Annotated in this window: 18 protein-coding genes; 9 read left to right on the top strand and 9 right to left on the bottom strand. The window is 68.9% G+C overall.

The window, feature by feature from the left end; genetic code table 11:
• Positions 1 to 303: 303 nt before the first annotated feature.
• From HUW62_RS31495 to HUW62_RS31485, 3 genes are all read left to right on the top strand, one after another.
• Positions 304 to 1,743 (top strand): triacylglycerol lipase, encoded by a 1,440-nt coding sequence (locus HUW62_RS31495; RefSeq protein WP_163867276.1) that lies wholly within the window; start codon positions 304 to 306, stop codon positions 1,741 to 1,743.
• A gap of 90 nt (positions 1,744 to 1,833) precedes the next feature.
• Positions 1,834 to 3,285, top strand: coding sequence for a hypothetical protein (locus HUW62_RS31490; protein WP_176436506.1), 1,452 nt, complete (start codon positions 1,834 to 1,836; stop codon positions 3,283 to 3,285).
• A 49-nt stretch (positions 3,286 to 3,334) separates the two neighbouring features.
• The gene (locus tag HUW62_RS31485; RefSeq protein ID WP_163867274.1) at positions 3,335 to 4,693 is read left to right on the top strand and encodes an MFS transporter; all 1,359 of its coding nucleotides are present in this window, start codon (positions 3,335 to 3,337) and stop codon (positions 4,691 to 4,693) included.
• Here the strand turns inward: HUW62_RS31485 and HUW62_RS31480 are convergent.
• Positions 4,647 to 5,417 (bottom strand): 3-hydroxybutyrate dehydrogenase, encoded by a 771-nt coding sequence (locus tag HUW62_RS31480; RefSeq protein ID WP_217911653.1) that lies wholly within the window; start codon positions 5,415 to 5,417, stop codon positions 4,647 to 4,649. The genes HUW62_RS31485 and HUW62_RS31480 overlap by 47 nt on opposite strands.
• Positions 5,418 to 5,534: 117 nt before the next feature.
• Between HUW62_RS31480 and HUW62_RS31475 the strand changes: the two genes are divergently transcribed.
• The 4 genes from HUW62_RS31475 to HUW62_RS31460 all read left to right on the top strand — a co-directional run bounded on the left by HUW62_RS31475 (position 5,535) and on the right by HUW62_RS31460 (position 10,583).
• Positions 5,535 to 7,316 (top strand): hypothetical protein, encoded by a 1,782-nt coding sequence (locus HUW62_RS31475; RefSeq protein WP_176436504.1) that lies wholly within the window; start codon positions 5,535 to 5,537, stop codon positions 7,314 to 7,316.
• Between the two features lie 114 nt (positions 7,317 to 7,430).
• Entirely contained in the window at positions 7,431 to 8,528 is a 1,098-nt protein-coding gene (locus HUW62_RS31470) for an endonuclease/exonuclease/phosphatase family protein (RefSeq protein WP_163867271.1), read from the top strand.
• 55 nt (positions 8,529 to 8,583) lie between these two features.
• A complete protein-coding gene (locus HUW62_RS31465; protein WP_176436503.1) occupies positions 8,584 to 9,573 on the top strand; it encodes a bile acid:sodium symporter family protein in 990 nt (329 codons plus the stop codon).
• Positions 9,574 to 9,650: 77 nt separating this feature from the next.
• Positions 9,651 to 10,583, top strand: a complete 933-nt coding sequence (locus HUW62_RS31460; RefSeq protein WP_163867269.1) for a helix-turn-helix domain-containing GNAT family N-acetyltransferase — start codon at positions 9,651 to 9,653, stop codon at positions 10,581 to 10,583.
• 107 nt (positions 10,584 to 10,690) lie between these two features.
• Here the strand turns inward: HUW62_RS31460 and HUW62_RS31455 are convergent, their stop codons facing one another.
• The 5 genes from HUW62_RS31455 to tesB form a co-directional block, all read right to left on the bottom strand.
• A complete protein-coding gene (locus tag HUW62_RS31455) occupies positions 10,691 to 13,087 on the bottom strand; it encodes a M4 family metallopeptidase (protein ID WP_163867268.1) in 2,397 nt (798 codons plus the stop codon).
• Between the two features lie 145 nt (positions 13,088 to 13,232).
• Entirely contained in the window at positions 13,233 to 14,327 is a 1,095-nt protein-coding gene (locus HUW62_RS31450) for a methyl-accepting chemotaxis protein (RefSeq protein ID WP_163867267.1), read from the bottom strand.
• Between the two features lie 20 nt (positions 14,328 to 14,347).
• The gene (locus HUW62_RS31445; protein WP_176436502.1) at positions 14,348 to 14,887 is read right to left on the bottom strand and encodes a PDC sensor domain-containing protein; all 540 of its coding nucleotides are present in this window, start codon (positions 14,885 to 14,887) and stop codon (positions 14,348 to 14,350) included.
• A gap of 239 nt (positions 14,888 to 15,126) precedes the next feature.
• On the bottom strand, positions 15,127 to 15,822 hold the full coding sequence (locus HUW62_RS31440; RefSeq protein WP_176436501.1) for a glutamine amidotransferase: 696 nt from the start codon (positions 15,820 to 15,822) through the stop codon (positions 15,127 to 15,129).
• Between the two features lie 84 nt (positions 15,823 to 15,906).
• Positions 15,907 to 16,779: an acyl-CoA thioesterase II gene (gene tesB / locus HUW62_RS31435; RefSeq protein ID WP_176436500.1), complete on the bottom strand. Its 873-nt coding sequence runs from the start codon at positions 16,777 to 16,779 to the stop codon at positions 15,907 to 15,909.
• A 598-nt stretch (positions 16,780 to 17,377) separates the two neighbouring features.
• Here tesB and HUW62_RS31430 point away from each other — a divergent pair.
• Both HUW62_RS31430 and HUW62_RS31425 read left to right on the top strand, forming a co-directional pair.
• Positions 17,378 to 18,280, top strand: a complete 903-nt coding sequence (locus tag HUW62_RS31430; RefSeq protein ID WP_163867263.1) for a bile acid:sodium symporter family protein — start codon at positions 17,378 to 17,380, stop codon at positions 18,278 to 18,280.
• A gap of 59 nt (positions 18,281 to 18,339) precedes the next feature.
• The gene (locus HUW62_RS31425; protein WP_255203748.1) at positions 18,340 to 19,344 is read left to right on the top strand and encodes a hypothetical protein; all 1,005 of its coding nucleotides are present in this window, start codon (positions 18,340 to 18,342) and stop codon (positions 19,342 to 19,344) included.
• 57 nt (positions 19,345 to 19,401) lie between these two features.
• On the opposite strand, the gene HUW62_RS31420 is transcribed toward HUW62_RS31425, so the two are convergent.
• From HUW62_RS31420 to HUW62_RS31410, 3 genes are all read right to left on the bottom strand, one after another.
• Positions 19,402 to 19,884 carry a peptidylprolyl isomerase gene (locus HUW62_RS31420; RefSeq protein ID WP_163867262.1) on the bottom strand — a complete coding sequence of 161 codons (483 nt, stop codon included), beginning with the start codon at positions 19,882 to 19,884 and terminating at the stop codon, positions 19,402 to 19,404.
• Between the two features lie 110 nt (positions 19,885 to 19,994).
• On the bottom strand, positions 19,995 to 21,539 hold the full coding sequence (locus HUW62_RS49710) for a ribonuclease H-like domain-containing protein (RefSeq protein WP_176436499.1): 1,545 nt from the start codon (positions 21,537 to 21,539) through the stop codon (positions 19,995 to 19,997).
• A gap of 15 nt (positions 21,540 to 21,554) precedes the next feature.
• Positions 21,555 to 23,924 (bottom strand): DEAD/DEAH box helicase (locus HUW62_RS31410; RefSeq protein ID WP_368670513.1); only part of this gene is annotated, 2,370 nt, incomplete at its 5' end.

Here is a 23,924-nt window from a genome sequence, read left to right as displayed (position 1 = left end):
CCCGAGTCCGGACACGTTGTTTCAATCCCTGCCGCTGTGTGTCTCCCCCTCACCGCCCGCCTCCCAATCCCTGACGCAACGCAATATCCGACCACCCTTCCGGAGCCCCTCGAGTCCTTCCAGTGCCTGACGCACTGCAATACTGATTCAGTATTCATGTGCCGATGACCAGAAAGGTGAATCACCCTTCAACTTCATTTGCCGCCGGGACCACCCGTTTGGTACGGATCGCTGTGCTGTCACGGAAAGACGTGCCAGCGTCTCTCCACACAACATCAGCTAGCGATTGCAACGGAGCTACACATGGCAACGCGTCGCAGGGTTTTCCGCGCGGTGGTGGCTGTTGTCGGCCTGTTTGGAACGGCGTGCTCGGACCAGGAGCCGGGCGGCGAAGGTCCCGGGCCGGACACGGAGGTCCCCGCCGCGGTGAAGGCGTGTCGTGAGCGCATCGCCGCGAAGACGTCCGAAGTTCAAGCGGCGAGCATCGACATCGCGACGTGGTCCATCGGCGACCCCGAGGAGATGAAGGAGATCACCACGGCGGTACCGCAGACGCAGGAGACCTACCGCACCTATGACGGCAAGTACCGGCCCCTGTCGAACCATCCGGGCTGCTCCGTGAGCAACCTCTACTACGACAAGGCGAACACCACCGGCACCACGCCGTACACGGACGGCAACAACGACGGCAAGTGGACCGGCAACACGGCCTTCGGAGGTCCCAACAGCGCCACCGGGTTCATCGACGGGGACGTGGCGAAGATTCCGGGCTTCCCCTGTGCCGCCAAGGAATACGCCCAGCCCAACGAGGACACGACGAAGCCCATCATCATCCTCGTCCACGGCAACTCCACCCGGCCGCACACGTGGGAGAAGTTCATCCTGCCGCCGGGCACGACGGTCAACACGGCCACGGAGAACGTCCAGTTCACCGGGGACACCGCCGCCCGCGCGCAGCTCGCGGAGACGCTCATCGCCCAGCGCTATCGCGTCATCGCCGTGGACTTCCGCACGGACGTCGTCCCGGGCATCGACCCGTCCACCAACAACACCACCCAGAACGCCGCGGGCAACATCGACCACGGATGGTCCACGCCCATCCTCCAGTCACTCATCAAGGCGGTGATGAAGGACCAGCCCAACCGGAAGGTGGCGCTCATCGCGCACTCGCTCGGCGTGACGGTGGCGCGCGACGCCCTGCGCCGGATGTACGTGGAGTGGCGCTCCGGCCTCGCGGGCGCCGTCAACCCCTTCCCCCAGGTGAGCCACGTCATCCTCGGCTCGGGCGCCAACCACGGCGTGTCCACGTATGACCCGGCCGCCGGCTCGCTCTGCAGCACCAACAACACCATGCGCGGCACCATCGTCTGCGAGATGGGCAGCCGCTCCAACTACTCCCAGACGTACTTCCACAAGCCGCTCAACGGTCCCCGGGACTTGTTCGCCACGCCCTGCGCGGATGGTGACTACGCCTTCGGCAAGACGGGCCAGTGCGGGGAGAACGTCGTGAAGTACTACACGCTGACGATGACGGACAAGGAGCGGGGCACCAACTACCAGGACTTCTACGTGTCCGAGGCGGCCTCGCGCATCGAGATGGAAGGCTGCGTGACGAACACGCTGACCACGCTCAACGACTACGACACGAGCGGCTACTTCAACCGGGGCTTCATCGCCAACCACTTCGGCTCGCTCCGCTCGAACGCGGGGCTCGCGCTGACGCTGCGCTACCTGGGCGAGTAACCCCCTCCTCTCCCCCCCAGTCGGACCGGCGCGCGGCCTCCTCACCGCGCGCCGGTCCGAGCCCTTCCCGTCCTCCTCTTCGAGCCCCCCATGAAGCGACTTCCCTTCACCGCGTCCCTCTGCGTCCTGGCCCTCGGAACCTCGCCAGCGGCCTGGGCCCAGAGCACTGACTCAGCGCCCCCCTCTCCTCCCACCGTGGCCCAGGCTGAGCCCACGTCCACGCCCGCGCCCGCCGAGGCGCCCGCGCCCCAGGCCACCACCGACGCGACGTCCGCCGGAGAGCTCGCCGCCGAGAAGCCCACGGCGAAAGAGGCGGCCCAGAACCCCGAGGAGATGGCGGGCACCACCGAGGTCGTCGACACGCGCCCGCCGCCCGTCACCCGGCCGAGCCTGGCCGTGGGCAACGAGACGTTCTACGTGAAGCCCGTGCTCGCGCTCGCGGGCGGCCTCCACGTGGAGAACCTCATCCAGACGCTCAACCGCAACCGGGAGAGCCGCGCGACGACGGTGGCCCTCACCCGCTTCGGCTTCGAGGGACGCCTGGGGCAGTACGTCTCCTTCCGCAGCGAGTTCGAGCGCAACATCCGCGCGCACGGCTCCGGCGTGTGGGAGGGCACCGCGTCCTTCAGCGTCAGGGACCAGGTCATCCGGCTCCAGCGCTGGGACGTCACGCTGGAGGCCGGCATCATCGTGGACCCGGCCAGCGTGGACTTCATCTCCACGCACATCGCCGACACGCTGCTGGCGGACAAGTACACCCGAGACCCGCTGCTCTACAGCGGCTTCAACCGGGGCCAGGGCGCGCAGGCCGCCTACGAGTGGAACGGCTTCCGCGTGGGCATGGGCTTCACCGCGGCCAACCCGCTGAGCACCTCCAGCTCCTACCAGGTGGGCGGCTCGTTCGGCGGAGGCAGCCGCTTCTGGGAGCGCCCGCTGGCCAACTACCGCAACGGCCAGCCCGATGACGACCTGCACTTCCAGGTCCTCAGTCCCTCGCTGTCGTACTCGCACGAGCTGTTCGAGGCGAAGGCCATGGCCCAGGTCTTCGACGTGAACTACCAGACGACGTCGCGCACGGACCCGCTGCTGCACGGCAACAACCTGCGCGGCAACCTGCTGTTCAAGCTGCACGCGAACATGGGCATCCCCCTCTTCATCACCCCGTTCTTCAACTTCGCGCGCGTCACCAACGACGTGACGAACAGCACGCCGGGCTTCGCCGACCAACTGCTGGGCACCCGGTACACCGCCACCAGCCTGGGCGCGGGCGTGGACGTCAACCTCCACGGGCGCTCGGGCATCGGCGTGCAGTTCAACCGCGTCGCGGACCGCTCGCCGTCCTTCGTCGCGGCCACCCAGGACGCGCCCGCCCGCGAGCCCGTCACCCGCACCACGCAGACCTTCCTCAACATCGGTGGCACCTACTGGTTCACCGAGGACGTGGCGATTGGCGGCCGGTACGCGCGCTACCAGAAGAAGCAGGACGGCGTCCAAGACGAGATTGACGCGTCCTACTTCCTGACGCTCCGCCTGCAGATCTAGCCCCGCGCCGACGCACGCCACTTGATCCAGCCCAGAGGAGCAGCCCCCCATGGAAGCACCGGCGCAAGAGCAGCGGGACTCCATCCTGAAGGTGGCGGTGGCCAGCTTCATCGGCACCGCCATCGAGTGGTACGACTTCTTCCTCTACGGGACGGCGGCGGCGCTGGTGTTCAACCGCCTCTTCTTCCCGTCGTTCGACCCGCTCACCGGGACGATGGCCGCCTTCGGCACCTTCGCCGTGGGCTTCATCGCCCGGCCCCTGGGCGGCGTCGTCTTCGGGCACTACGGAGACAAGCTGGGCCGCAAGGCGATGCTCAGCGCCACGCTCATGCTGATGGGCGTGGCCACCTTCGCGGTGGGCCTGTTGCCCACGTATGAAACGGTGGGCCCCTGGGCTCCCGCGCTGCTCGTGCTGCTGCGGCTCATCCAGGGCTTCGGGCTCGGCGGTGAGTGGGGCGGCGCGGTGTTGATGGCGGTGGAGCACGCCCCCGCGCATCGCCGGGGGTTCTACGGGAGCTGGCCGCAGATGGGCGCCCCCGCGGGCCTGCTCGTGGCCACGGCGGTGTTCAGCTACTTCTCGAGCATGCCGGACGCCGCGTTCCTCGCGTGGGGCTGGCGCGTGCCCTTCCTGCTCAGCGCGGTGCTCATCGGCATGGGCGTGTTCATCCGGCTGAAGGTCGCGGAGTCGCCCGTCTTCAAGGCGCGCCCCAAGCAGGAGGCGGCCGAGAGCATGCCGGTGATGGAGGCGCTCCGTCAGTACCCGCGACAGATCCTGCTCGCCATGGGGGCGCGCTTCGCGGAGAACGGCTTCTTCTACATCATCACCACGTTCGTCCTCTCCTACGGGACGGAGCGGCTGGGGCTGCCTCGCACCACGCTGCTCAACGGCGTGCTCATCGCCACGTCCGTGCACCTGGTGGCGATTCCCGCGTTCGGCGCGGCGTCGGACCGCTTCGGCCGCCGCCCCATCTACCTGGCCGGCGCGCTGGGCTGCGGGCTGATGGCCTTCCCCTTCTTCTGGCTGCTCGACACGAAGGAGACGGGGCTCATCTGGCTGGCGATTACGCTGGGCATCATCGCCCACGCGGCCATGTACGGCCCGCAGGCCAGCTTCTTCTCGGAGCTGTTCGGCACCCGCGTGCGCTACAGCGCGGCCTCGCTCGGCTACCAGCTCGCGTCGGTGTTCGCCGGGGGCCTGTCCCCCGTCATCGCCACCGCGCTCCTGGCACAGTCGGGAGGACAGGCCTGGCCGGTGTCGCTCTACATGGTGTCCCTGGCCGTCGTCACCCTCGTCTCCGTCTGGCTGTCGGCGGAGACCTACCGCGCCCACCTCACGGACGCGCCTCCAGCAGGAGACGCGCTCAGCGAGCCGTCCAGCCACAGTCCATCACCTGCGCGGACCCCGTGATTCCTCCGGCGGCGTCCGAGCACAGGAAGCCGATGTAGGCGGCGACCTCCGCCGGCTCCAGCAGTCGCTTCACCGCCGCGGGCGCGAGCATTATCTTCTCCACGACCTCCGCTTCGGTGAGGCCGTGGACGCGCGCCTGGTCGGCGATCTGCTTCTCCACCAGCGGCGTGCGCACGTAGCTGGGGCACACGGCATTCACGGTGACGCCCCGGTCCGCGGCCTCCAGCGCCACCGTCTTCGTCAGGCCCATCAGCCCGTGCTTCGCGGACACGTACGCGGACTTGTACGGCGAGGCGACCAGCCCGTGGAGCGAGGACACGTTGATGATGCGCCCCCACTTCCGCGCATACATCAGCGGCAGCGCGTGCTTCGTGAGCACGAAGGGCCCCACCAGCATGATGCGGATGAGCTGCTCCCACTTCTCCTCGGGGAACTCCTCCACCGGCGCCACGTGCTGCACGCCCGCGTTGTTGACCAGGATGTCCAGCCGCCCCCACTCCCGCTCCGCCCGCCCCACCAGCGCCTTGCAGTCCTCGCGCGAGGACACGTCCGTGCGCTGGAACAAGGCCCCCGGAAGTCTCGCCGCCGCCTGGGCGCCGGCCACCTCGTCCAGGTCCGCCAGCAACACCTTCATCCCCTGGGCGGCCAGCGACTCCGCCACCGCGAGACCGATTCCGTTCGCCGCTCCGGTCACCACCGCGCACCGAACTGAAGGTGAATTCATGTTCATGTCGCCATGGTGACGGAACGCGCCGCCTGGGGCAACGCCGCTCGCACGGGCTTCGGATGCCGCACCCCGCCTTGAAGCGGATGACGCATTCAGGCGAAGGTGGAGGCCTTCATGACGGAACGTCCATCTCGCGCGGGGACCACCGGAGCCTGGTGGCATTGGCCCCGCTCGCTCGTGCTGGCGCTGGGGCTGGGCATCCTCGTCTCGCTGCCGTCCCTGAACGTGGGACTGCTGCTCGATGACCTCGTGCACCGGCTCGTCCTCTCCGGGCAGTTGTCCTCCATGGGTGACTGGGGACCGCTGACGCTCTACGAGTTCGTGGGAGGCCCGCGCTCGGACCCGATGCGCTTGAGGGAGTTCGGGCTGTTGCCCTGGTGGGCGTCCGACTCGCTGGTGGTGCGCTTCTTCCGCCCGGTGCCCAGCGCGCTGCTCAGCCTGGACGCATGGCTCTTCGACGACGCGCCCTTCCCCGCCCACCTGCACAGCCTCGCCTGGTTCCTGGGGCTGGTGACGCTGGTGGGGTGGTTTCACCGGCGCCTGTTGCCGCCCTCCGTGGCGGCGCTCGCCACCGTCCTCTACGCGGTGGCCGCCGCGCACCTGTTCCCCGTGGCCTGGCTCGCCTCGCGCCATCCCCTCATCTCCGCGCTCCTGGGACTGCTCGCCGTGGCCTCGCACGTGCGCGCTCGTGAGGACGGCTGGAAGCCGGGCCGCGTCCTCGCGCCGCTGCTGCTCATCGCCGCGCTCCTCTCCGGAGAGGCCGCGCTCGGCTCGGTGGCGCTGCTGGGCGCCTATGAAGTGTTCGGCCGCCGCGAGGGCTGGCGTCGGACGACGGTCGAGCTTCTGCCCTTCGCGGTCCTCGTCGTGCTCTATCTCGGCTTCTACGCGAGCCAGGGCTATGGCGCGCGCGGCAGCGGCGGCTACCTGGACCCCATCGGCGCGCCCGGAGCCTTCCTCGCCACCCTCCTCCAGCGCGTGTGCATCCTCGCGGGGGAGCTGGTGGTGGCCACGCCCTCCGACGTCGCCACCGGCACGCCCGCCCTGCACTCCGGCTTCGCGGCCTGGGGCGCGCTCACCACCGTGGGCGCGTTGCTGATGTTGCGCGCGCTCCGGCCACACCTGTCCGAGCAGGAGCGCGCCACGCTGCGCTGGCTGTTGCCCGGAGGCCTGGCCGCCACGCTCCCCGGCGCGGCGGGAGTCATCGGCGGGCGCGTCCTCATGGTGCCGCTGCTCGCGGGCAGCGCGCTGGCCGCGGTGCTCATCCTCAGGGGATGGGCGGCGGCCCGCGAGGCGTCCCTCCCTCGACGCCACCAGCTCCTGCTCCGGACCGCCGTCTTCGTCCTGGTCCTGGGCCACGTCGTGCTGGGGCCGCTGTTCCGCATGGGGCTGGGCATCGCGCTGGGGCACATCGCGGACGAGCAGTGGCGCATCGCCCGCGAGGCTCCGCCGTGCGCGGGGACCCTGGTCATGGTGGCCGCCTCGGACCCGAGCGTCTCCCTCTACGTGCCCGCCGCCATGCTGCTCCAGGGCCGGGCTCCTCGCCTCTACCGGCTGCTCAGCGCCGCGCCGCATGACCACATCATCGAGCGGACCTCTCCAGAGGCTTTCGACCTGGTCGTGAGCGGCACGCCGCGACACCCGGGCTTCTGGGAGCTGGTCAACCGGGACACGCCTCCGCCTGTCGGCACGAAGCTGCGGCTGGGGGACCTGAACATCACGGTGCTGGAGTCGAATGACGCGGGCTTCATGCGCGCGCACTTCGACTTCGGCAAGGCGCTGGAGTCGACCGAGCTGTGCTTCGTCACGTGGAGCGGAGACGGACTGCGCGCCATCACGCTTCCGCCGCCCGGCGAACATCTGTCTCTGCCTTACAGCCAGGGCCCAGCGCGGCTTTGAACAGTCGGACATGAACGGCTGTGAATGAGCCGACGCCGCTCGGGGATTCCTTTTGCCTGACGCGTGGGAACAGGGCCGGATTCGCCGCACTCCACCCTTGCCCCATCCGGCCCCATGACTCCACTTCGCCTCCTCCGTCTCGCGCCGCTGCTCGCGTGCGCTCCGCTGTTCCTCCTTTCCTGCGGCGACGATGACTCCGACGACTCCGTCGAACCCGGCATCGCCCAGTTCAAGGTGATGACCCGCAACCTCTACCTGGGCGGCAACATCGAGCTGCTCGCCACGGCGCAGGCTCCCCAGGACGTCCCCGCAATCGCCGCGCGCATCTACACGACGGTGCAGGCCACGGACTTCCCCGACCGGGCCAAGGAGATCGCGGATGAAATCCAGGGCTCCAACCCGGCGCTCGTGGGCCTCCAGGAGGTGTCCCTCTTCCGGACCCAGAGCCCCAGTGACTTCTCCTCCAATCCGGTGCCCAACGCGCAGACGGTGACGTACGACTTCCTGGCCATCTTGCTCGCGGAGCTGCAGAGCCGGGGGCTCAACTACCGCGCCGCCGCGACGGTGCAGAACGCGGACGCGGAGGTCCCCGCCGCGCTCGCCGGCAACGCCACGGACCTCACGGACGTGCGCCTCACGGACCGGGACGTCATCCTCGCTCGCGGGGACGTGCAGATCGCCAACGTCGTCACGGGCAACTACGTCTATGCCCAGGAGGTGCCCGTGGGCGGCGCGTCGATTCGCTTCCTGCGCGGCTACGCCAAGCTGGACGCCACGGTGGACGGTGCGCGCTTCACCTTCGTCAACACGCACCTGGAGACGTTGCAGCCCGGCAACGAGAACCAGGCCGCGGAGCTGGCCGCGCTCGTCGTCACGTATGACAAGCCGCTCATCGTCGTCGGGGACATGAACACCGGACCGGGCGCGGCGACCACCGGCTATGACGACCTCGTCAACTCGACGACGGGGCTCGCGGATGCGTGGACCACGGTGGGCACGGGCAACGGCTTCACCTGCTGCTTCAGCGAGACGGTGAACGACACCACCACCGCCGCGCTCGATGAGCGCATCGACCTGGTGCTGTACGCCGGGGACAACGTCAATCCCCAGTCCGCCGAGGTGGTGGGGGCGCTGCTCGAGGACCGCACGGCCGCGGGCCTCTGGCCGTCAGACCACGCGGGCCTCGTGGTGGAGTTCCGGTTGGATCGCTGAGCCGTGGACACAGGGGGCTGGAGGTCTCCCGAGGCAGGGAGTATTCAGCCCCCACATGGCTCTCCGCCTCGTCAAACGGCTCGCGCGGGACTGGTTCCTCCTGGGAATGCTGGGGGCCGTCGGGCTCGCCCTCCTCTTCCCTGACTTCGGCCGGTCCGGCGGCGCGATGCACGCCGACGTCGTCACCAACGTGGGCATCTTCGCCGTGTTCTTCCTCCACGGTCTGGGCATGCCCATGGCGCAGCTCAAGGCCGGGGCGCTCCAGTGGCGGCTGCACGTGCTGGTGCAGTCCTTTACCTTCCTCGTGTTCCCCGCCCTCTGGCTCCTGCTCAACCTGGCCTTCGGCGCGTGGGTTCCGGAGGACGTGGCGCTCGGCTTCCTCTTCCTGTGCGCGGTGCCGTCCACCATCTCCTCGTCCGTGGCGATGACGGGCGCGGCCCGGGGCAACGTGGCCGGGGCCATCTTCGACGCGAGCCTGTCCAGCCTGCTCGGCATCTTCCTCACGCCGCTCATCGTCGGGTTGCTCGCGCACACCACCGGGCAGTCGCTCTCGCTGGCGGAGGCCATCCGCAAGCTGTCCCTCTTGCTGCTGCTGCCGCTGGTGCTGGGCCAGCTCGCAAGGCCCCTGCTCGGCGCGTTCTTCGCCCGCTACCGCAAGTACACCAACGGCGTGGACCGGGTGTTCATCCTCGTCCTCGTCTACGCCTCGTTCTGTGACTCCGTCTCGTCCGGCATCTTCAGCCGACATGGTGGAGCCATCGTGGCGCTCATCCTGGGTGGCGCGGTGCTCATCCTCGCCACCGTGTTGACGCTGAGCACGCTGGCGGCGCGGCGGTTGAGATTCTCCACGGAGGACGAAATCGCCGCGGTCTTCTGTGGCTCCAAGAAGACGCTGGCCTCCGGAGTCCCCATGGCGCGGCTGTTGTTCGGCGCGCACCCGGGACTGGGGCTCATCGTCCTGCCGCTCATGTTCTACCACCAGCTCCAACTGCTGGTGTGCTCGGTGCTCGCGGAGCGCTATGCCTCCCGCCCGCCGACGGCCTGAGCCCACCGGTTGCCTGAGTTGAGGGCATCCCCGACAATGCATTCCGAGCAGCACGGCGCCTTGGAGAGACGGGACGGATGGCACAGACACGACGCGATCAGGGTGTGGCGGCGGTGCGACACTTCAATCGCTTCTACACGCAGAAGATTGGCGTGTTGGACGAAGGGCTCCTGAAGAGCGAGTTCTCGCTGACCGAGGCCCGCGTCATCTACGAGCTGTTCCACCGGGAGACGCCCACCGCCGCGGAGCTGAGCCGGGAGCTCGCATTGGACCCGGGCTATCTCAGCCGGCTGTTGCGCGACTTCAGCGCCCAGGGGCTCATCGAGAAGGTGACCTCCGCGAAGGACGGCCGCCAGCACCTGGTGAAGCTGACGGAGAAGGGAGAAGAGACCTTCGAGCGACTCAACAGCCGCTCCCACGACTCCATCCGCGCGCTCATCTCGCCCTTGCGAGCGGACGCGCGCCAGCGGCTCCTCGACGCCATGCAGACCATCCAGGAGCTGCTGGGCGACAAGCCCGCGGAGTCGGGCGCCAACGTCGTGCTGCGCCCTCACCGCCCCGGAGACATCGGCTGGGTGGTCCACCGGCACGGCGTGCTGTACAGCCAGGAGTACGGCTGGGACGAGCGCTTCGAGGCGCTGGTCGCCAGCGTCGCCGCGAAGTTCATCCTGGAGCAGGAGCCCGCCCGGGAGCGCTGTTGGATCGCCGAGCTGAATGGCCGCGGCGTCGGCTCGGTGTTCCTGGTCCGCGACACGAAGACGGTGGCCAAGCTGCGCCTGCTGCTCGTGGAACCCTCGGCGCGCGGGCTGGGCATCGGGGCGCGACTGGTGGACACGTGCGTGGCCTTCGCGCGCGAGGCCGGTTACCGCAAGGTGCGGCTGTGGACGGACAGCCAGCTGCATGCCGCGCGGCGCGTCTACGAGGGCGCCGGCTTCGAGCGCGTCAGCGCGGAGCCTCACCAGCAGTTCGGCGAGGGGCTCATCGGCGAGACGTGGGAGCTGAAGCTCTGACGAACGAGGCGGCCTCCCCGGAAGGAAGCCGCCTCGAAGTGAAGGCCCTCGTCAGCGGCGGGAGCGGAGTCCCACCGTGACGAGGGCATGCCGGTGAGCCGCTTGGACTACAGCGGCGTCACGCAGGCGCAGGTGCTCGCCGCGCCGTAGCAGGCGGCGCTGCTGCCCGCGGCGACCACGGAGTAGCAGGTGTTGTGGCCGGTGAGGACCTCGGTGTCGACGTAGTTGGTGGCCGTCACGGTGGCGACGCGCGCCTTGCCGTACGTGCAGCCGTTGATGCCGTCGGACTTCATCACCCAGTACTGCGTCGCGCCGCTGACGGCGCCCCAGCTCAGGGAGACCTGGCCCGTGGCCGGCGTCACCGTGACGGTGGGCTTCGCCGTCGGGCCGCCGCTACAGCCGCTGTTCACCGGCGCCGGAGTGGTACAGGCGATGTTGTGGCGGTTGAACGCGGCGTAGATGGCCGTCATGTGCGGCGTGCCGTCGTTGATGTTGCCGTTGTCGTCATCCGCCGCCAGCCACTGCTTGTAGCCGTTGGTGGCCGCGCAGCCATCCGACGTGCCCGCGGTGCAGTTGCAGGCGTGCCACGAGCCGATGTTGCCGCTGCCCTGGTAGAACACCTTGTTGCCGATGTTCTGCGCCGTGTTCCAGTCGTAGTTGAACGGAGCGGACTGGAGGTCGCGGGCGACGAAGTCCCACGCGGCCTGACGCACCGGGGACGCGGCGCAGTGCACCTGACGGCTGCACGGGCCCGTGCCGCTGGAGCAGCGGGTGCAGACGAAGTTCTGCGGAGTGGTGGGCGTGGGCGGGTTGTGGACCGCGTAGTCGGCGTCGCGGACGCCCGAGCAGTTGGTCGCGCACCATGCGGCCCCCGTCTGCGCCTCGTTCACGTTGTAGCCCGTGCCATCCGCCGTCATGCCGCAGCCGCTGCTGGTGGTCTGGAAGAAGCCATAGCCCACGCACGACGCGGGAGACCGGCCGCTGGTGGGAGTGGCGGCGGGGTTGAACGGCAGGCGGTACATGGACGCGATGTCAGCGTAGGCCTCGCTGGAGTTGCTCAGCGTGCCGGCCGTGTCGTTGTCATCCATGCCGTGGCCCCACTCGTGGTCGAACACGGCGCCAATCTCACCCGTGTTCCGGCACCCACCGCCGCTGCGGTAGAAGTTGACCGTGGAGCCGTTCCAGAAGGCGTTGCAGGTGTTGTTGATGTTGACGTTGGCCGTCATGGACGCCTGCAGCCACGCGTTGGTGGGCAGCCAGCCACGGGCCAACTCCTTGATGCGGTTGAGTTCGTAGAACGCGCTGCGGGTCGCCGCGGTATTGCCGCTCGCGGGAGACGGGCACGTGGTGGTTCCGTTCCCGAAGTTGATGTCACCCGAGCCGCTGCCGCTGATGGCGCCACACGAGTCGACGATGCGGATGTAGCGGCCCGCGAGCGTCGTGGTCGTCGTCCCGGACGTGTAGTTGTAGACGCCGTAGCCGTCCGTGTAGACGCCCGTGCCGACGTTGGCCCAGGGCATGGGGTAGTTGGGCTGCAGGACGCCACAGAACGAGCCCGCCGGGCAACCCGCGGGCACGCCCGTGTTGGTGAACGGGTAGACTCCGCCCTTCACCGACTGGTCGAAGTAGTGGTTGTCGTCCTCGAGCGCGAGCACGTCACCGGTGGCGGCATCCACCGTCACCTTCCAGCGCTCGTTCTCGTTCTGGAGCTGGAAGCCATACGTCCACACCAGTTGGTGGGCCATGCCCTTGGCGAAGCCCGCGCCCGGCACGGAGACCGGAGCGACTTCCAGGGTGGGCGCCTGCCAGACGTCGGCGGGGCTCTCGTAGAGGCCGAAGCGCTCGTGCGCCACGACGGTCGCCTTGTCCGCGTCCACCAGCGGCATGGGCGCGATTTCGACGTTGGACCACGACTCGGTGCCCAGGAGAATCAGGTTGCCGTGGCTGATGGTGGCCGCCAGCCGTCCGTAGCGGACGGGGATGCCCTGGTGCTGCTGGACGATGGAGACCTGCCAGAGGTCCGGGGTGATCTGGTCCACCCGGGCCTGGCCCAACTGGAGCATGTCCACGCCCACCGCCGCGCGGTTGGCCTCCACGAACTTGTAGACGAGGTCGGCGACGACGCCGCCATCCACCTTGTCCACGGAACGGCCGAGCTGCCTGCCCAGGCTCCCCAGGGTCAGCTTGTTGCCCACGCCATTGCCCGGGATGAGCGGGATGGCACCCTGGATGTTCGCCGCGGTGCCCGTGACGGAGTCGATGTAGATCTCGAAGTTGTTCCCGTTACGAGCGAAGAAGTCGTCCCAGACCTTCGCCACGTCGGGGCTCAGCTTGGGCAGGGCCTCTTTCAGAGGCACCTGACCGCTGGCCAGTGACAGCTCGGGCTTGAAGAACGCCTGAGTCGCCAGTGAGCCCTTGGTGGATTGGGCGCCGGGGTCGAACCCGAACGCCTGGGACGTCGCCATCACTGCCATACATACGGCGGCTTTCACGACGCTGCGCATGCGGTGCTCCTTCAGATGAAGGACCAACGGAACGAGGCCTCCAAGGAACCGGAATGGCTCCAGGAATCCCCGGGTTGCGCATAATCCTTATTTACTCGGAGTGCGCTCCCGCAAAGCACACTGAGTGTCGCCCCGCTGACATTGACTAGACGCGGTACGTGGCGGCCACCGTCTCCATGCGCGCGGCGACCTCGCGCAGCGACGCGGTAATCCGCTGGGAGCTCTGCAATCCCTGCATGGACTCTTCCATCATCCGGGACAAGTCCGTCACGGCGGTGAAGATTTGAGCGACGCCGGCATTCTGTTGCGTCACGGCGGCGGCGATCTGCTGAGCGGCGGAGGCGTTGTCCTGGATGATGCCGGTGAGCTCGCGAAGGCTGTCGCCGCTGGCGCGCACCTGCGTCAATCCGGTTTCAGCGCTGCCCTGGCTCTGCTCGGCCTGCCGGACGGCGCCCTGGATGGACAGGCGGATGTCGTCGAGGATTTCGCGGACGCGGCCGGTGGAGGTGATGGACTGGTCGGCGAGGCTGCGAATCTCGCGCGCCACCACGCCGAAGCCCTTGCCGTGCTCGCCGGAGCGGACCGCTTCGATGGCCGCGTTGAGGGCGAGCATGTTGGACTGGTCGGCCAGGTCCTGCACCGTCTGGGTGATGCCGCCAATCTGCTGCGTGCGCTCATTGAGGGCGGAGATGCTGCTGGCCACGCGGCCCACCTGCTCGCGCAGCTGCGCGAAGCCCTCCAGGCTCGCGGTGACGGTGGCCTCGCCGGCCGCCCCCACGCCCGTGGTGTCCATCCTTCCATTCAGCGCGGCGCGGAACCACGACGTGGCGCGCACCTGGGCCTCGTGGCCCTCGTAGGCCTCGCGCAGCCGCTCCTCGCTGGCGGACACCGCGCGGCCCTCCTCGGTGAAGAGCACCAGCCCGGCGAAGGACGGGTGCCGCTTCTCCAGGGCGACGAGCACCGCGTCGCTCTTGTCGAAGGTGTCGAAGAGCAGCGCGCCCCGGAGGATGGAGTCCTCGGACCAGCTCCGGGCGTTCGCCTCGCGCTCGGCCAGCGTGGACTCGACGAGGTCTCTCAGGCCCTGCGCCTCCACGAGCAACGTCGCGTGGATCTGCGCCTGGAGGTTGTCGGAGATGAAGATGCGGCCCAGGACGTTGAGCGGCGCCAGCGCGCAGAGCGTGAGCAGGGAGACCGCCAGCGTCAGGCGGGTGCGGAGGGAGAGAGCGTCGAGCAAGCGCATGGGCGGTCCGCGAGGAGGCTTCAGAGGTCGAGCAGGGAGAGGCCGATGGTGACGGCGCCGATGACCTGGCCGCCGTCGCGCACAGGCAGGGAGACCTGGATGACGTAGGCCTGGGAGGACTCGTCGAAGAAGGGGTGCTCGGTCAGCACCCGCCCCTGCTTGAACGGGACCTGGAACTTCTCTTCGTCCCCCTGCCAGTAGTCGCTCGTCCGCCGCGTGGCGCCCACCAGCGCGCCCTGGCGATCCATCACGAACGCCTCCGCCACCTTGCGCACGCCCACGAGTTCGCGGTGGCGCGCCAGCACCCGCGAGCCGGCCGCCTCCAGCACCCGCTGCTTGAAGGGTGTCATCGCCGGAGTGGACAGCCACGCGGCATCGTCCGCGCGAATGGACGCCAGCGAGACTCCCCGCGCGTTCTGCTCGCGCACCGCCCGCACCAGCTCAGGGTCCACGGCCATCCGCTGGAGCGCGGGCATCAGGCACTCCACCTTCTCGAGCTGAGCGACGCCGTCCGGGGGCACCCCCGCGAGCACCGTCAGCACCATGCCGAAACACCACATCCCCACCTCAACGCGTCCGCACGCTGTATCGGCGAGACAGACTTCCCCCTCTTCGCCGGCGGATGACTCCGACGATACATGACTGAGACATCTCACGTGAGCCAGGAGGGCAAAGGGGCCCTCCCCCTCCCGGTTCAAAGCCGCCCGCTCGGAGCCAGACGGACCCAGGGTCAAAACATGCCTGGCTGCTTCGAGTCACATGGACGCTTCAAGGCCCAGGCGAGGCCCGCCAGGGACGTTCAGCGGACGTGCTGCGCGAAGTGCTCCGCGAGACGCTGGAGCAGCTCGGCATTCTCTTTTTCGGCGGGTTCGAGTTTCGGAAGCGCGGCCTTCAGCTCCGCGAGGTCCTTGCCGCGTTGGCGGAGGTCCTCGGCGCCCAGCTCCAGCCAGCGCCCCATTTCCCGGGCGGTCAGCTCCAGGTGGAACTGGAAGCCGAACGAGGCGCCGAGCCGGAACGCCTGCTGGACGTAGCGGTCGGTGGAGGCCAGCAGCGTGGCGCCGGGCACGGCCTTGTACGTGTCACCGTGCCAGTGGGCGACGACGGTGCGCGGACGCACGCCGGCGATGACGGAGTCCTTGAGGCCCTCCGCGGTCCACCGCACCGGGCCCACGCCCACCTCGAAGCCATTCTTGCCGGCGAAGACCTCCGCGCCCGCGGCGTCCGCGAGGAGCTGCGCGCCCAGGCAGATGCCCAGACACGGACGCTCGTGGGCCAGGCGCTCGCGGAGGACGGACAGCGCCTCGCGCAGGAACGGGTGCTGGTCCGCCTCGTAGACGCCCATGGGGCCGCCCATCACCACCACCAGCTCCGCGTCCACGTCCTCGTGCTTCACGGAGCGGAAGCGATTGACGAGGGTGAAGCCCACCTTGGTGAGCGCGGGTCCCAGGAGTCCAACGCCCTCGTGCTCTTCGTGCTGGTACACCACCGCGCGCATTGAGAAGCCCTCCGTGTCCGCCGTCGCGCGGGCAGCCTACCCGGATTCCCTCGAGCCCGGGCGCGCGCGGCCACGTGCGGCGAGCTACCGCTTGTCGCCCTTGACGATGCGCAACAGTCCTTCTTGCGCCACGGAGGCGACGAGGCGGCCATCTCGCGTGTAGACGGAGCCGCGCGCCAGGCCCCGGGCGTTGCCCGCCCACGGGCTGTCCATGACGTAGAGCAGCCAGTCATTCACCTTCAAGTCGCCATGGAACCAGAGGGCGTGGTCCAGGCTCGCGCCAACGACTTGCGGCTGGAAGAAGCTGGCCGCGTGCGGCAGCAGCACGGTGCTGATGAGGTTGAAGTCGGACGCGTACGCGAGCACGTACTTGTGCACCTGCGGGTCATCCGGAAGCTCGCCGTCGGCGCGAATCCACACCGCCTTGAGCGGCTCGGTGGGCACGGGATTGAACGGGTCCGTGTAGGCCACCGGTCGCATCTCGATGGGCTTGTCGCAGAGGATCTTCTCGCGCAGCCGCGCGGGGATCCGGTCCGCCTGGCGCGCCAGCAGCTCCAGGTCCGTGGGCAGGCTCTCCGGAGGGGGCACGTCCGGCATGGAGGACTGGTGCGCGTAGCCGACCTCGTCTCCGTGGAAGGACGCCATCATGGTGAAGATGGGCTGCCCCTTCTGGATGGCGACGATGCGCCGCGTGCTGAAGCTGCCGCCGTCGCGCACGCGGTCCACGGTGTAGACGACGGGCAGGCTCGCGTCGCCGGGGCGAAGGAAGTAGCCGTGCAGCGAGTGGACATGCCTCGCCGGCTCCACCGTCTGGCTGGCGGCCGAGAGTGCCTGCCCGAGCACCTGCCCGCCGAAGAGCTGGCGGAAGCCCAGGTCCTGGCTCCTCCCCCGGAACAGGTTCTCCTCGATGGCCTCCAGCTTGAGGAGCTCCAGCAGCTCGGTCAGGACTCGGCTCATGCGCCCCTCCTAGCCGACGCCGGCCTCGCCTGTCTCGCCCTGAAGTGAGGCAGGCCTGCGCCATGGGACGGCTCTTGCCAGGCACGGCTGGAATGGCCCGCCCCGTCGCTCGTCAGGGAGACAGGCCCCTCGCCACGAGCGCGCCCCTGCACCGTTCCGTGTTGCGGACCTCGCTGTTGTTGCTGCCCACCCTGGCCCCCGCCGCCGAGCCCTCCCCCGAGTTGAAGCGTTGGTGGGGCCACGTCAAGGTCCTAGCTCACGGAGCTGACTCGCACCGTGGCCAACGCCCCCGAAAGGCCGCGCTGGAACGACACCAGCTTCTTCCGCCGCTTCGCCCGCGTCCCTACCCCGGAAGGCAAACAGGACACCCCCCTGAGCAAACCGTGACACCACCCCGCACCGCCGGGTAACACGCGTACAGGTGTAGCTTTCCATCGATGTGACAAATGAATGACGCCGGGCGTCATGACCTGCCAGGACACCGTCGCAAATCGCGAGGGGTGGCTTGAAGCGAGACACCCAAGTGCGCCACGCTTGTTTGCATTGAGACACCAGCGCGGCGCGGGCGACGGAACGCCCGAAACTTGGCGGGGGGCGAATGCAGTCAAACGTATTCACCGCGGTACTGATTCCTTTGTCGTTGGCCGTCATCATGCTCGGCCTGGGACTGACGCTGACGCTGGCGGACTTCAAGCGCGTCATCGTCTATCCGCGAGCGGTGATTGTCGGGCTCGTGTGCCAGATGCTGGTGCTTCCCGCCGGCTGTGCGCTCATCGCCCATGCCTTCGGACTGGGACCGGAACTCGCGGTGGGGCTGATGTTGCTGGCGGCCTCTCCCGGCGGCGCCACGGCGAACCTCTTCAGCCACCTGGCCCGCGGTGACGTCGCGCTCAACATCACGCTGACGGCGGTCAACAGCGCGCTGACGCTCTTCACGCTGCCGCTCATCGTCAACCTGTCCCTGATGCACTTCATGGGAGAGGACCGCGCGGTCCCCATGCAGTTCTCCAAGGTGCTGCAGGTCTTCGTCATCGTGCTGGGCCCGGTGAGCATCGGGATGCTCATCCGCTCACGCAAGCCGGGCATCGCCCAGGCGCTGGACAAGCCCATCCGGCTGATGTCCGTCGCGTTCCTCATCTTCGTCATCGCCGCCGCCGTCTACCAGGAGCGGGTGAACATCGGCGTGTACTTCAAGCAGGTGGGGCTGGCGGCGCTGAGCTTCAACCTGCTGAGCATGGCCATTGGATTCGTCACCCCGCTGGTGTTCCGTCTGCCACGACGCCAGGCGGTGGCCATCGGCATGGAGATCGGCATCCACAACGGCATCCTCGCGATGACCATCGCCATGAGCCCGCTGCTGCTCAACAACGCGACCATGGCCATTCCTCCCGCCATCTACAGCATCGTCATGTACTTCACGGCGGCCATCTTCGGCTACGCGGTGACGCGCCGCCACTCAGACGAACAGACGAGCCCCGCGGTTTCTCCCAGTCGTTCCTGAAGGCCTGAGCCGCGGTCTGCCTCGCCGCGGTCCCCCCTCACACCCGAGGAAGTGTCGAGATGATGCTCAAGCGTCTATCGCTGTCCGTTTGCACGCTCTGCCTGAGCCTGGGTCTGGTGTCTCCCGCGGCCGCGCAGCAATCCACCACCGCCGCCCAGCCGTCGGATGTTCCGACGACCGGGGCGCCCCAGCCACCGGAAGTCACCCCGGCCAACGAGCCGTCGCCGGCGCTCCCACCCCGGCCCATCCCGAACGTCCGGCTGTACATGACGAGCTTCAACCTGTTCCGGGTCAACCCCATCGGCCTGGAGACGCAGAACCGCCTGGTCATCCAGAAGCGGCTGCTCGACAGCGAGTCGGTGCTGTTCCGTGACACGTTCGTCAACGCCGCGGCCCTCATCAAGGCCAACCCCGCCTCGCTCAAGGTGGGCCCCCAGTTCGAAATCCAGCCCATCGCCCTGTTCAACGTGCGCGCCAGCTACGAGTACACGCGCTTCCTGGGCACCATGGGCTTCCTCCAGTCGTATCCGAACCCGCTGCAGGACTTCTCGGATGACGCGTTGGACCTGGGCGAGGACAACGCCTACAGCACCAGCGGCCACCACTTCATCGTGGAGCCGACGCTCCAGGCGAAGGTGGGCCCCATCGCGGTGCGCGCCAAGTTCAGCCTGGAGTACTGGAACCTGACGCTGCGCGACGGCGCGACGACGTTCTATGACCCGATGCTCGACTCGATTCTCGCGGGCAAGGGATGGGTCTTCACCAACGACTCGGACGTCGTCTACCTGTCCGGCCGCTGGATGTTGGGCGCGCGCTTCAGCGCCGTGTGGCCCCGCTACAACGAGGACCAGGGCGTCTCCGGAAGCACCACGGTCGACAACAGCCACATGCGCGTGGGTCCGGTCGCCTCGTACGCGTTCAACACGGACGAGGGGACGCTGTTCAACCGTCCCACGGTGCTCGGCATGGTGGCCTGGTACGTGAAGCACCCGAGCCGGCAGGAGCCCATGCCGTACATGCTCATCGGCTTCTCGTTCAACTCGGACCTGATGGGCGGTCGCTGAGTCGGGATGGATGGGAAGGGAGGGCTTCCTGGGCCCTCCCTCCCGCACCGGGCGGACTCAGTGCGCGTCGTCCGGACCGTGCGCGTGGCCGTGCTCCAGCTCCTCGGCCGTCGCGGCGCGGACGTCACTGACGGTGACGTCGAAGTGCAGCGTCTTGCCGGCGAGCGGGTGGTTGTAGTCCACCACCACGAGGTCGCCCTTGATCTCCTTGATGAGGAAGTCCACCTCGTCCCCATCGGGGTCCGTGGCGGTGAGGATGCCTCCCTCGGTCAGCTCCAGGCCCTCCGGGAACTCGCTCTTGGGAACTTCCTCGATGCCTTCCGGGTCATGCGGCCCGTAGCCGTCCTCGGGGGGGATGACCACTGACAGGGAGTCCCCCTTGGCCTTGCCCTCCAGGGCCTTCTCCAGACCGGGGACGACCTCCTCGTGGCCCTGCAGATAGACGAGCGGATCTCCAGGCTCGCTCTCGTCCACCATCTTCCCATCGCCAAGGTGGAGCCGGAAGTCGATGGAGACGACACTGTCCTTCGTGATTTTCATGGCGCCTCTCTTAGCGCAGGCCGGGGTCCAACGCTCCCATCATGTGCTCGGTCGACCTGCGGGTAGGCATGGGAGCGAGCCGGCCCGCCCGAAACCGGACGCAAGGGCTTTCAGACGCCAGGGCGCGGGGGCCGGGCGCCTGACTCCAACGCGCGGCCTCGCGTGCTCCGGTCGATGCGGCCCTCCAGGCGAACGATGCGGCGCCGATGGTCATCCGGCAACTCCGCCGCCGCCGACAGGCGCGCGTGGCGCAGCGCGCTCGCGAGGTCCTTGAGGGAGTGCTCGTAGAGCTTGGTCAGCTCCAGGTGGAGCGTCGCCGCCTGGAGGCCCCGGGCCGAGGCCAGCCCCTGGAGCAGATGTTCGACGGCGACCTGGGACTCGCCGGCCATGCGGGCCAGCCGTGACGCCAGGGCATGAGCCTCCACGCCCACCGTGCCCGCGCCGCCCGTCGCCGCCCGGGCGAAGGCCCGTGCCCGGGCGAGGTCTCCGGCCCGGAGCGCGACTCCGGCGAAGCCGAGCAGATCTCTCGGGTCCTCACCCGAAGGCACCGCGGTGCCGTCCCCTGCCCTGAACTTGCGCACGAGTTCACCCAGGAGCGCGGCCAGCAGGAGCAGGTCATTGGCGTTGTGCTCCAGAACCGGCGTCAGCGCGGAGCCGTCCCCGCCGCGCAGGTAGCGGAAGTACAGCTCCGGAATCAGCGAGCCATCCACGTCGTCGACGCGGCGGTGGCCGAGCACCTGCTCCTCCACGTGCACCAGCCGCGTGCCCGCGCCCCGGTGTTTGAAGACGCGGCGCGCGCAGTGGAGCAGGTCCAGGTGGGGCAGCTCCGGCGGTGTTGCGACGCGGTTGAGCACGAAGCGCGTGCGAAGGAGCGGCCAGTCGAAGCTCTTGCCGTTGAACGTCACCAGGCACGAGGACGTGGCCATGCGCGCGGCGAGCACCCGCAGCATGGGAGCCTCCTCGCCCAGTTTGCGCAGGAAGAGCTGGTGGACGCGCAGCGAGCGGCCCTCGAACCACGCGAGCCCCACGAGGAAGGGCACGGTGCCGGTGCCGCCCGCGAGCCCCGTCGTCTCCGTGTCCAGGAAGAGCATCCGCTGGAAGTCCACGCCCGCCAGTTCTTCGTGCAGCGCGAGGCGGGCGACCAGGTCCCCTTCGACGTCCAGCGCCCCCGCCACGGGCGCGGAGCCGTGCCGGTGCTCGGGGGACAGCAGCGTCTCCGACACGTGGACCGTCCCGTACGGCGTCTCCCGCGGCACCACCGGGAGCGGACCCGGGCGAGGCTTCGCGGGAGTTGTCCCCCGACGCGCGGCCGTCTGGCCCTGGCGCTCGGACCAGTCCGCGAGCATCCGCCGGAGGGCCTCGATGCGCGGGTCCTTCGGGGCCACGGGCTCGGCACCCGTCGTCTGGGACAGCGCTGACGCGGCGCCCGACGAAGCCATCAGCGCCTGGGACGGCGATGGCGTGGCCGCGACATCTTCGTGCGACACCTCCGCCGGATGGGCGTCGACGGATGACGGGTACGAGGCCTCGGCTCGCGGAGTGGATTCGACGCGAGGCTCCGACGAGGGCTCGGGCAGCGTGGCCACGCGACTCGTCGCGGGCTTGCCTCCCGGGCCCACGCCTGTCAGTCGCGCCAGCTTTCGCTTCAGGTCCACGCGCCGAGCCTCCGCCTACTGCACGCCCGCGATGCCGAGCACCGACAGGAGCTCCAGCCCCAGCCGCTTGCGAGGATGCGGGTCCACCGGAGCCTGTCCGGGCATGACACCCGACGCGGGACCGATGCAGGCGGGGCAGCCCTCCTCGCAGGCGCACGACTCCAGCAGGCGGCGCGCGCGCACGAGCAGCTCGTCCCGCTGGTCGAAGAGTCGCGCGGCCAGTCCCACGCCGCCCGGCACGTTGTCGTAGAGGAAGATGGTCGGGTCGAACCCCACGCCGCCATCCTTGCGCGGAGGTCCCTCCGCGTCGTCGCGGCTGCCGAGCGTCTTGCCCACGTCCCTCGGGTCGATCATCAACCCCACGCAAGCGACGGTCCGCAGCGCGGTGGCCACGCCTCGGAGCGCGTCGATGACAGCCGGGCGCGGTGCATTCATCGAGCGCACCACCGACTCCGGCACCGTCAGCCAGAGGGACGTGGTGTGCATCTGCATCTCCGGGAGCGCCACGTCGCCGTAACCGACGTTCTCATGCGTGTGGTACTTGATCTTCTTGTAGCCCACCACCTTCTCGATGACGCTCACCTCGCCCATGCCGGCATGCAGCTCCGGCCCCATGGGCGCGCTCTGGTCCTCTTGAATGACGTTCACGCGCACGTACGTCATCGCGTCCGTGAAGTAGTCCGGCGCCACCTTGCGGACGAAGGCCTTGTGGTTCTCGTAGTCGAACTTCTCGACTTGATACTGCTCGCCCTCGTGCTGATAGATGGCCTGCTCGTGCAGCATCGTGTGCGCCGAGCGGAAGTCCATCTCCGCCAGCGTCCGGTCCGTGCCGCGCTCGATGATGACGACGTTGTCCCAACCCACGCTGCGCAGGGACACGTGGTTGGCCGGGTACGCGTCGGAGGACCAGTGGAACACGCGCCGGCCCCCCTCCCCCGCCGTGGGATGCACGACTTCGTGCTGCGCGAGGAAGCCCAGCGCCTCCGCGGTCGACTCCGGCGGCACGTCGCCAAAGGGCTCGCCCTCCTCGAAGGGCAGCTCGAAGGAGGCGCACTTGAGATGCTGGACGAGGATCTCCACGTTGTCCGGGTCGATGCGCGCGTGCTCCACCGGCGCGCCGATGAGGAAGCGCGGGTCCCCCGCGAGGTACTGGTCCAACGGGGCGCTCGACGTCACGAGCAGCGCCAGGCTCCCCGCGCCTCGACGACCCGCGCGACCGAAGCGCTGCATCAGCGCCGCCACCGAGCCCGGGTAGCCCGCGCACACCACCGCGTCCAGCGAGCCGATGTCGATGCCCAGCTCCAGCGCGTTGGTGGCGACGACACAACGCACCTCGCCCGCGCGCAGCGCCGCCTCCGTGGCCCGCCGAGTGCCCGGCAGATAGCCGCCCCGGTAGCCCTGGATGAGCGCCGGGTCCAGCTTCTCCTCGACGAACTTGTCCCGCAGGTACTTGAGCATCACCTCGATGTTGTTGCGCGACTGGCCGAACAGCAGCGTGGACACGCCCGCGCGCACCAGGTCCGCCGTCAGGCGCACCGACGTCTTCAGGTAGCTGGCGCGGATGCCCAGCTCCGCGTTGACCACGGGAGGGTTGAACACCATCACCCGGCGCTCCCCTGCCGGCGCCCCGCTCTCCGAGACGAGCTCCACGTCACACCCGAGCATCCGCCGCGCGTGCGCCTGCGGATTGCCGATGGTGGCCGACGCCGCGATGAACACCGGGTCCGAGCCGTGGAAGCGCGCCACGCGTCGCAGGCGTCGCAGCACGTTGGCCAGATGTGAGCCGAAGACGCCGCGATACGTGTGCAGTTCGTCGATGACGACGTAGCGCAGATTGGAGAACAGGCGCGCCCAGCTCGCGTGGTGCGGGAGGATGCCCGTGTGCAGCATGTCCGGGTTGGTGAGCAGGACGCCCCCGCGCTCCCGAGCCGCCCGCCGCGCATCCGCCGGAGTGTCTCCGTCGAAGGTGATGGCCCCGTGAGACAGCCCCGCCTCGCGCATGAACGCGCGCAGGGACTCTTCCTGATCTCTCGACAAGGCCTTGGTGGGAAACAGGTACAGGGCCCGCGCCTGTGGCTCCCGCGCGAAGCGGTCCAACAGCGGCAGGTTGTAGCAAAGGCTCTTGCCGGAGGCCGTTGGTGTAGCAATGACCAGGTTCTTCCCGGAGCGGGCCAGACGGAAGGCCTCGGCCTGGTGGGAGAAGAGCTGCTCGACGCCGCGCTGGCGGAGGGCTTCGCGGACCTGGGGAGCCACCTCGTCCGGAATGGGGGCGAAAGCGCCCACGCGGGCGGGAGTGGCCTCGTCGAGGGAGAAGCACGGCCCCAGCCCCTTGTCCGCCTTCCACTGCTGAAGCACGGAGTCCAGGCCCCGGGGGGCGTTCCAGGG

The sequence above is a fragment of the Myxococcus sp. AM011 genome (genome assembly GCF_013372595.1).
In the GTDB taxonomy this organism is placed as follows: Bacteria; Myxococcota; Myxococcia; order Myxococcales; family Myxococcaceae; genus Myxococcus; species Myxococcus eversor.
Note: the sequence above shows the minus strand (reverse complement) of the source record. Positions and strands in the feature narration are given on the sequence as shown.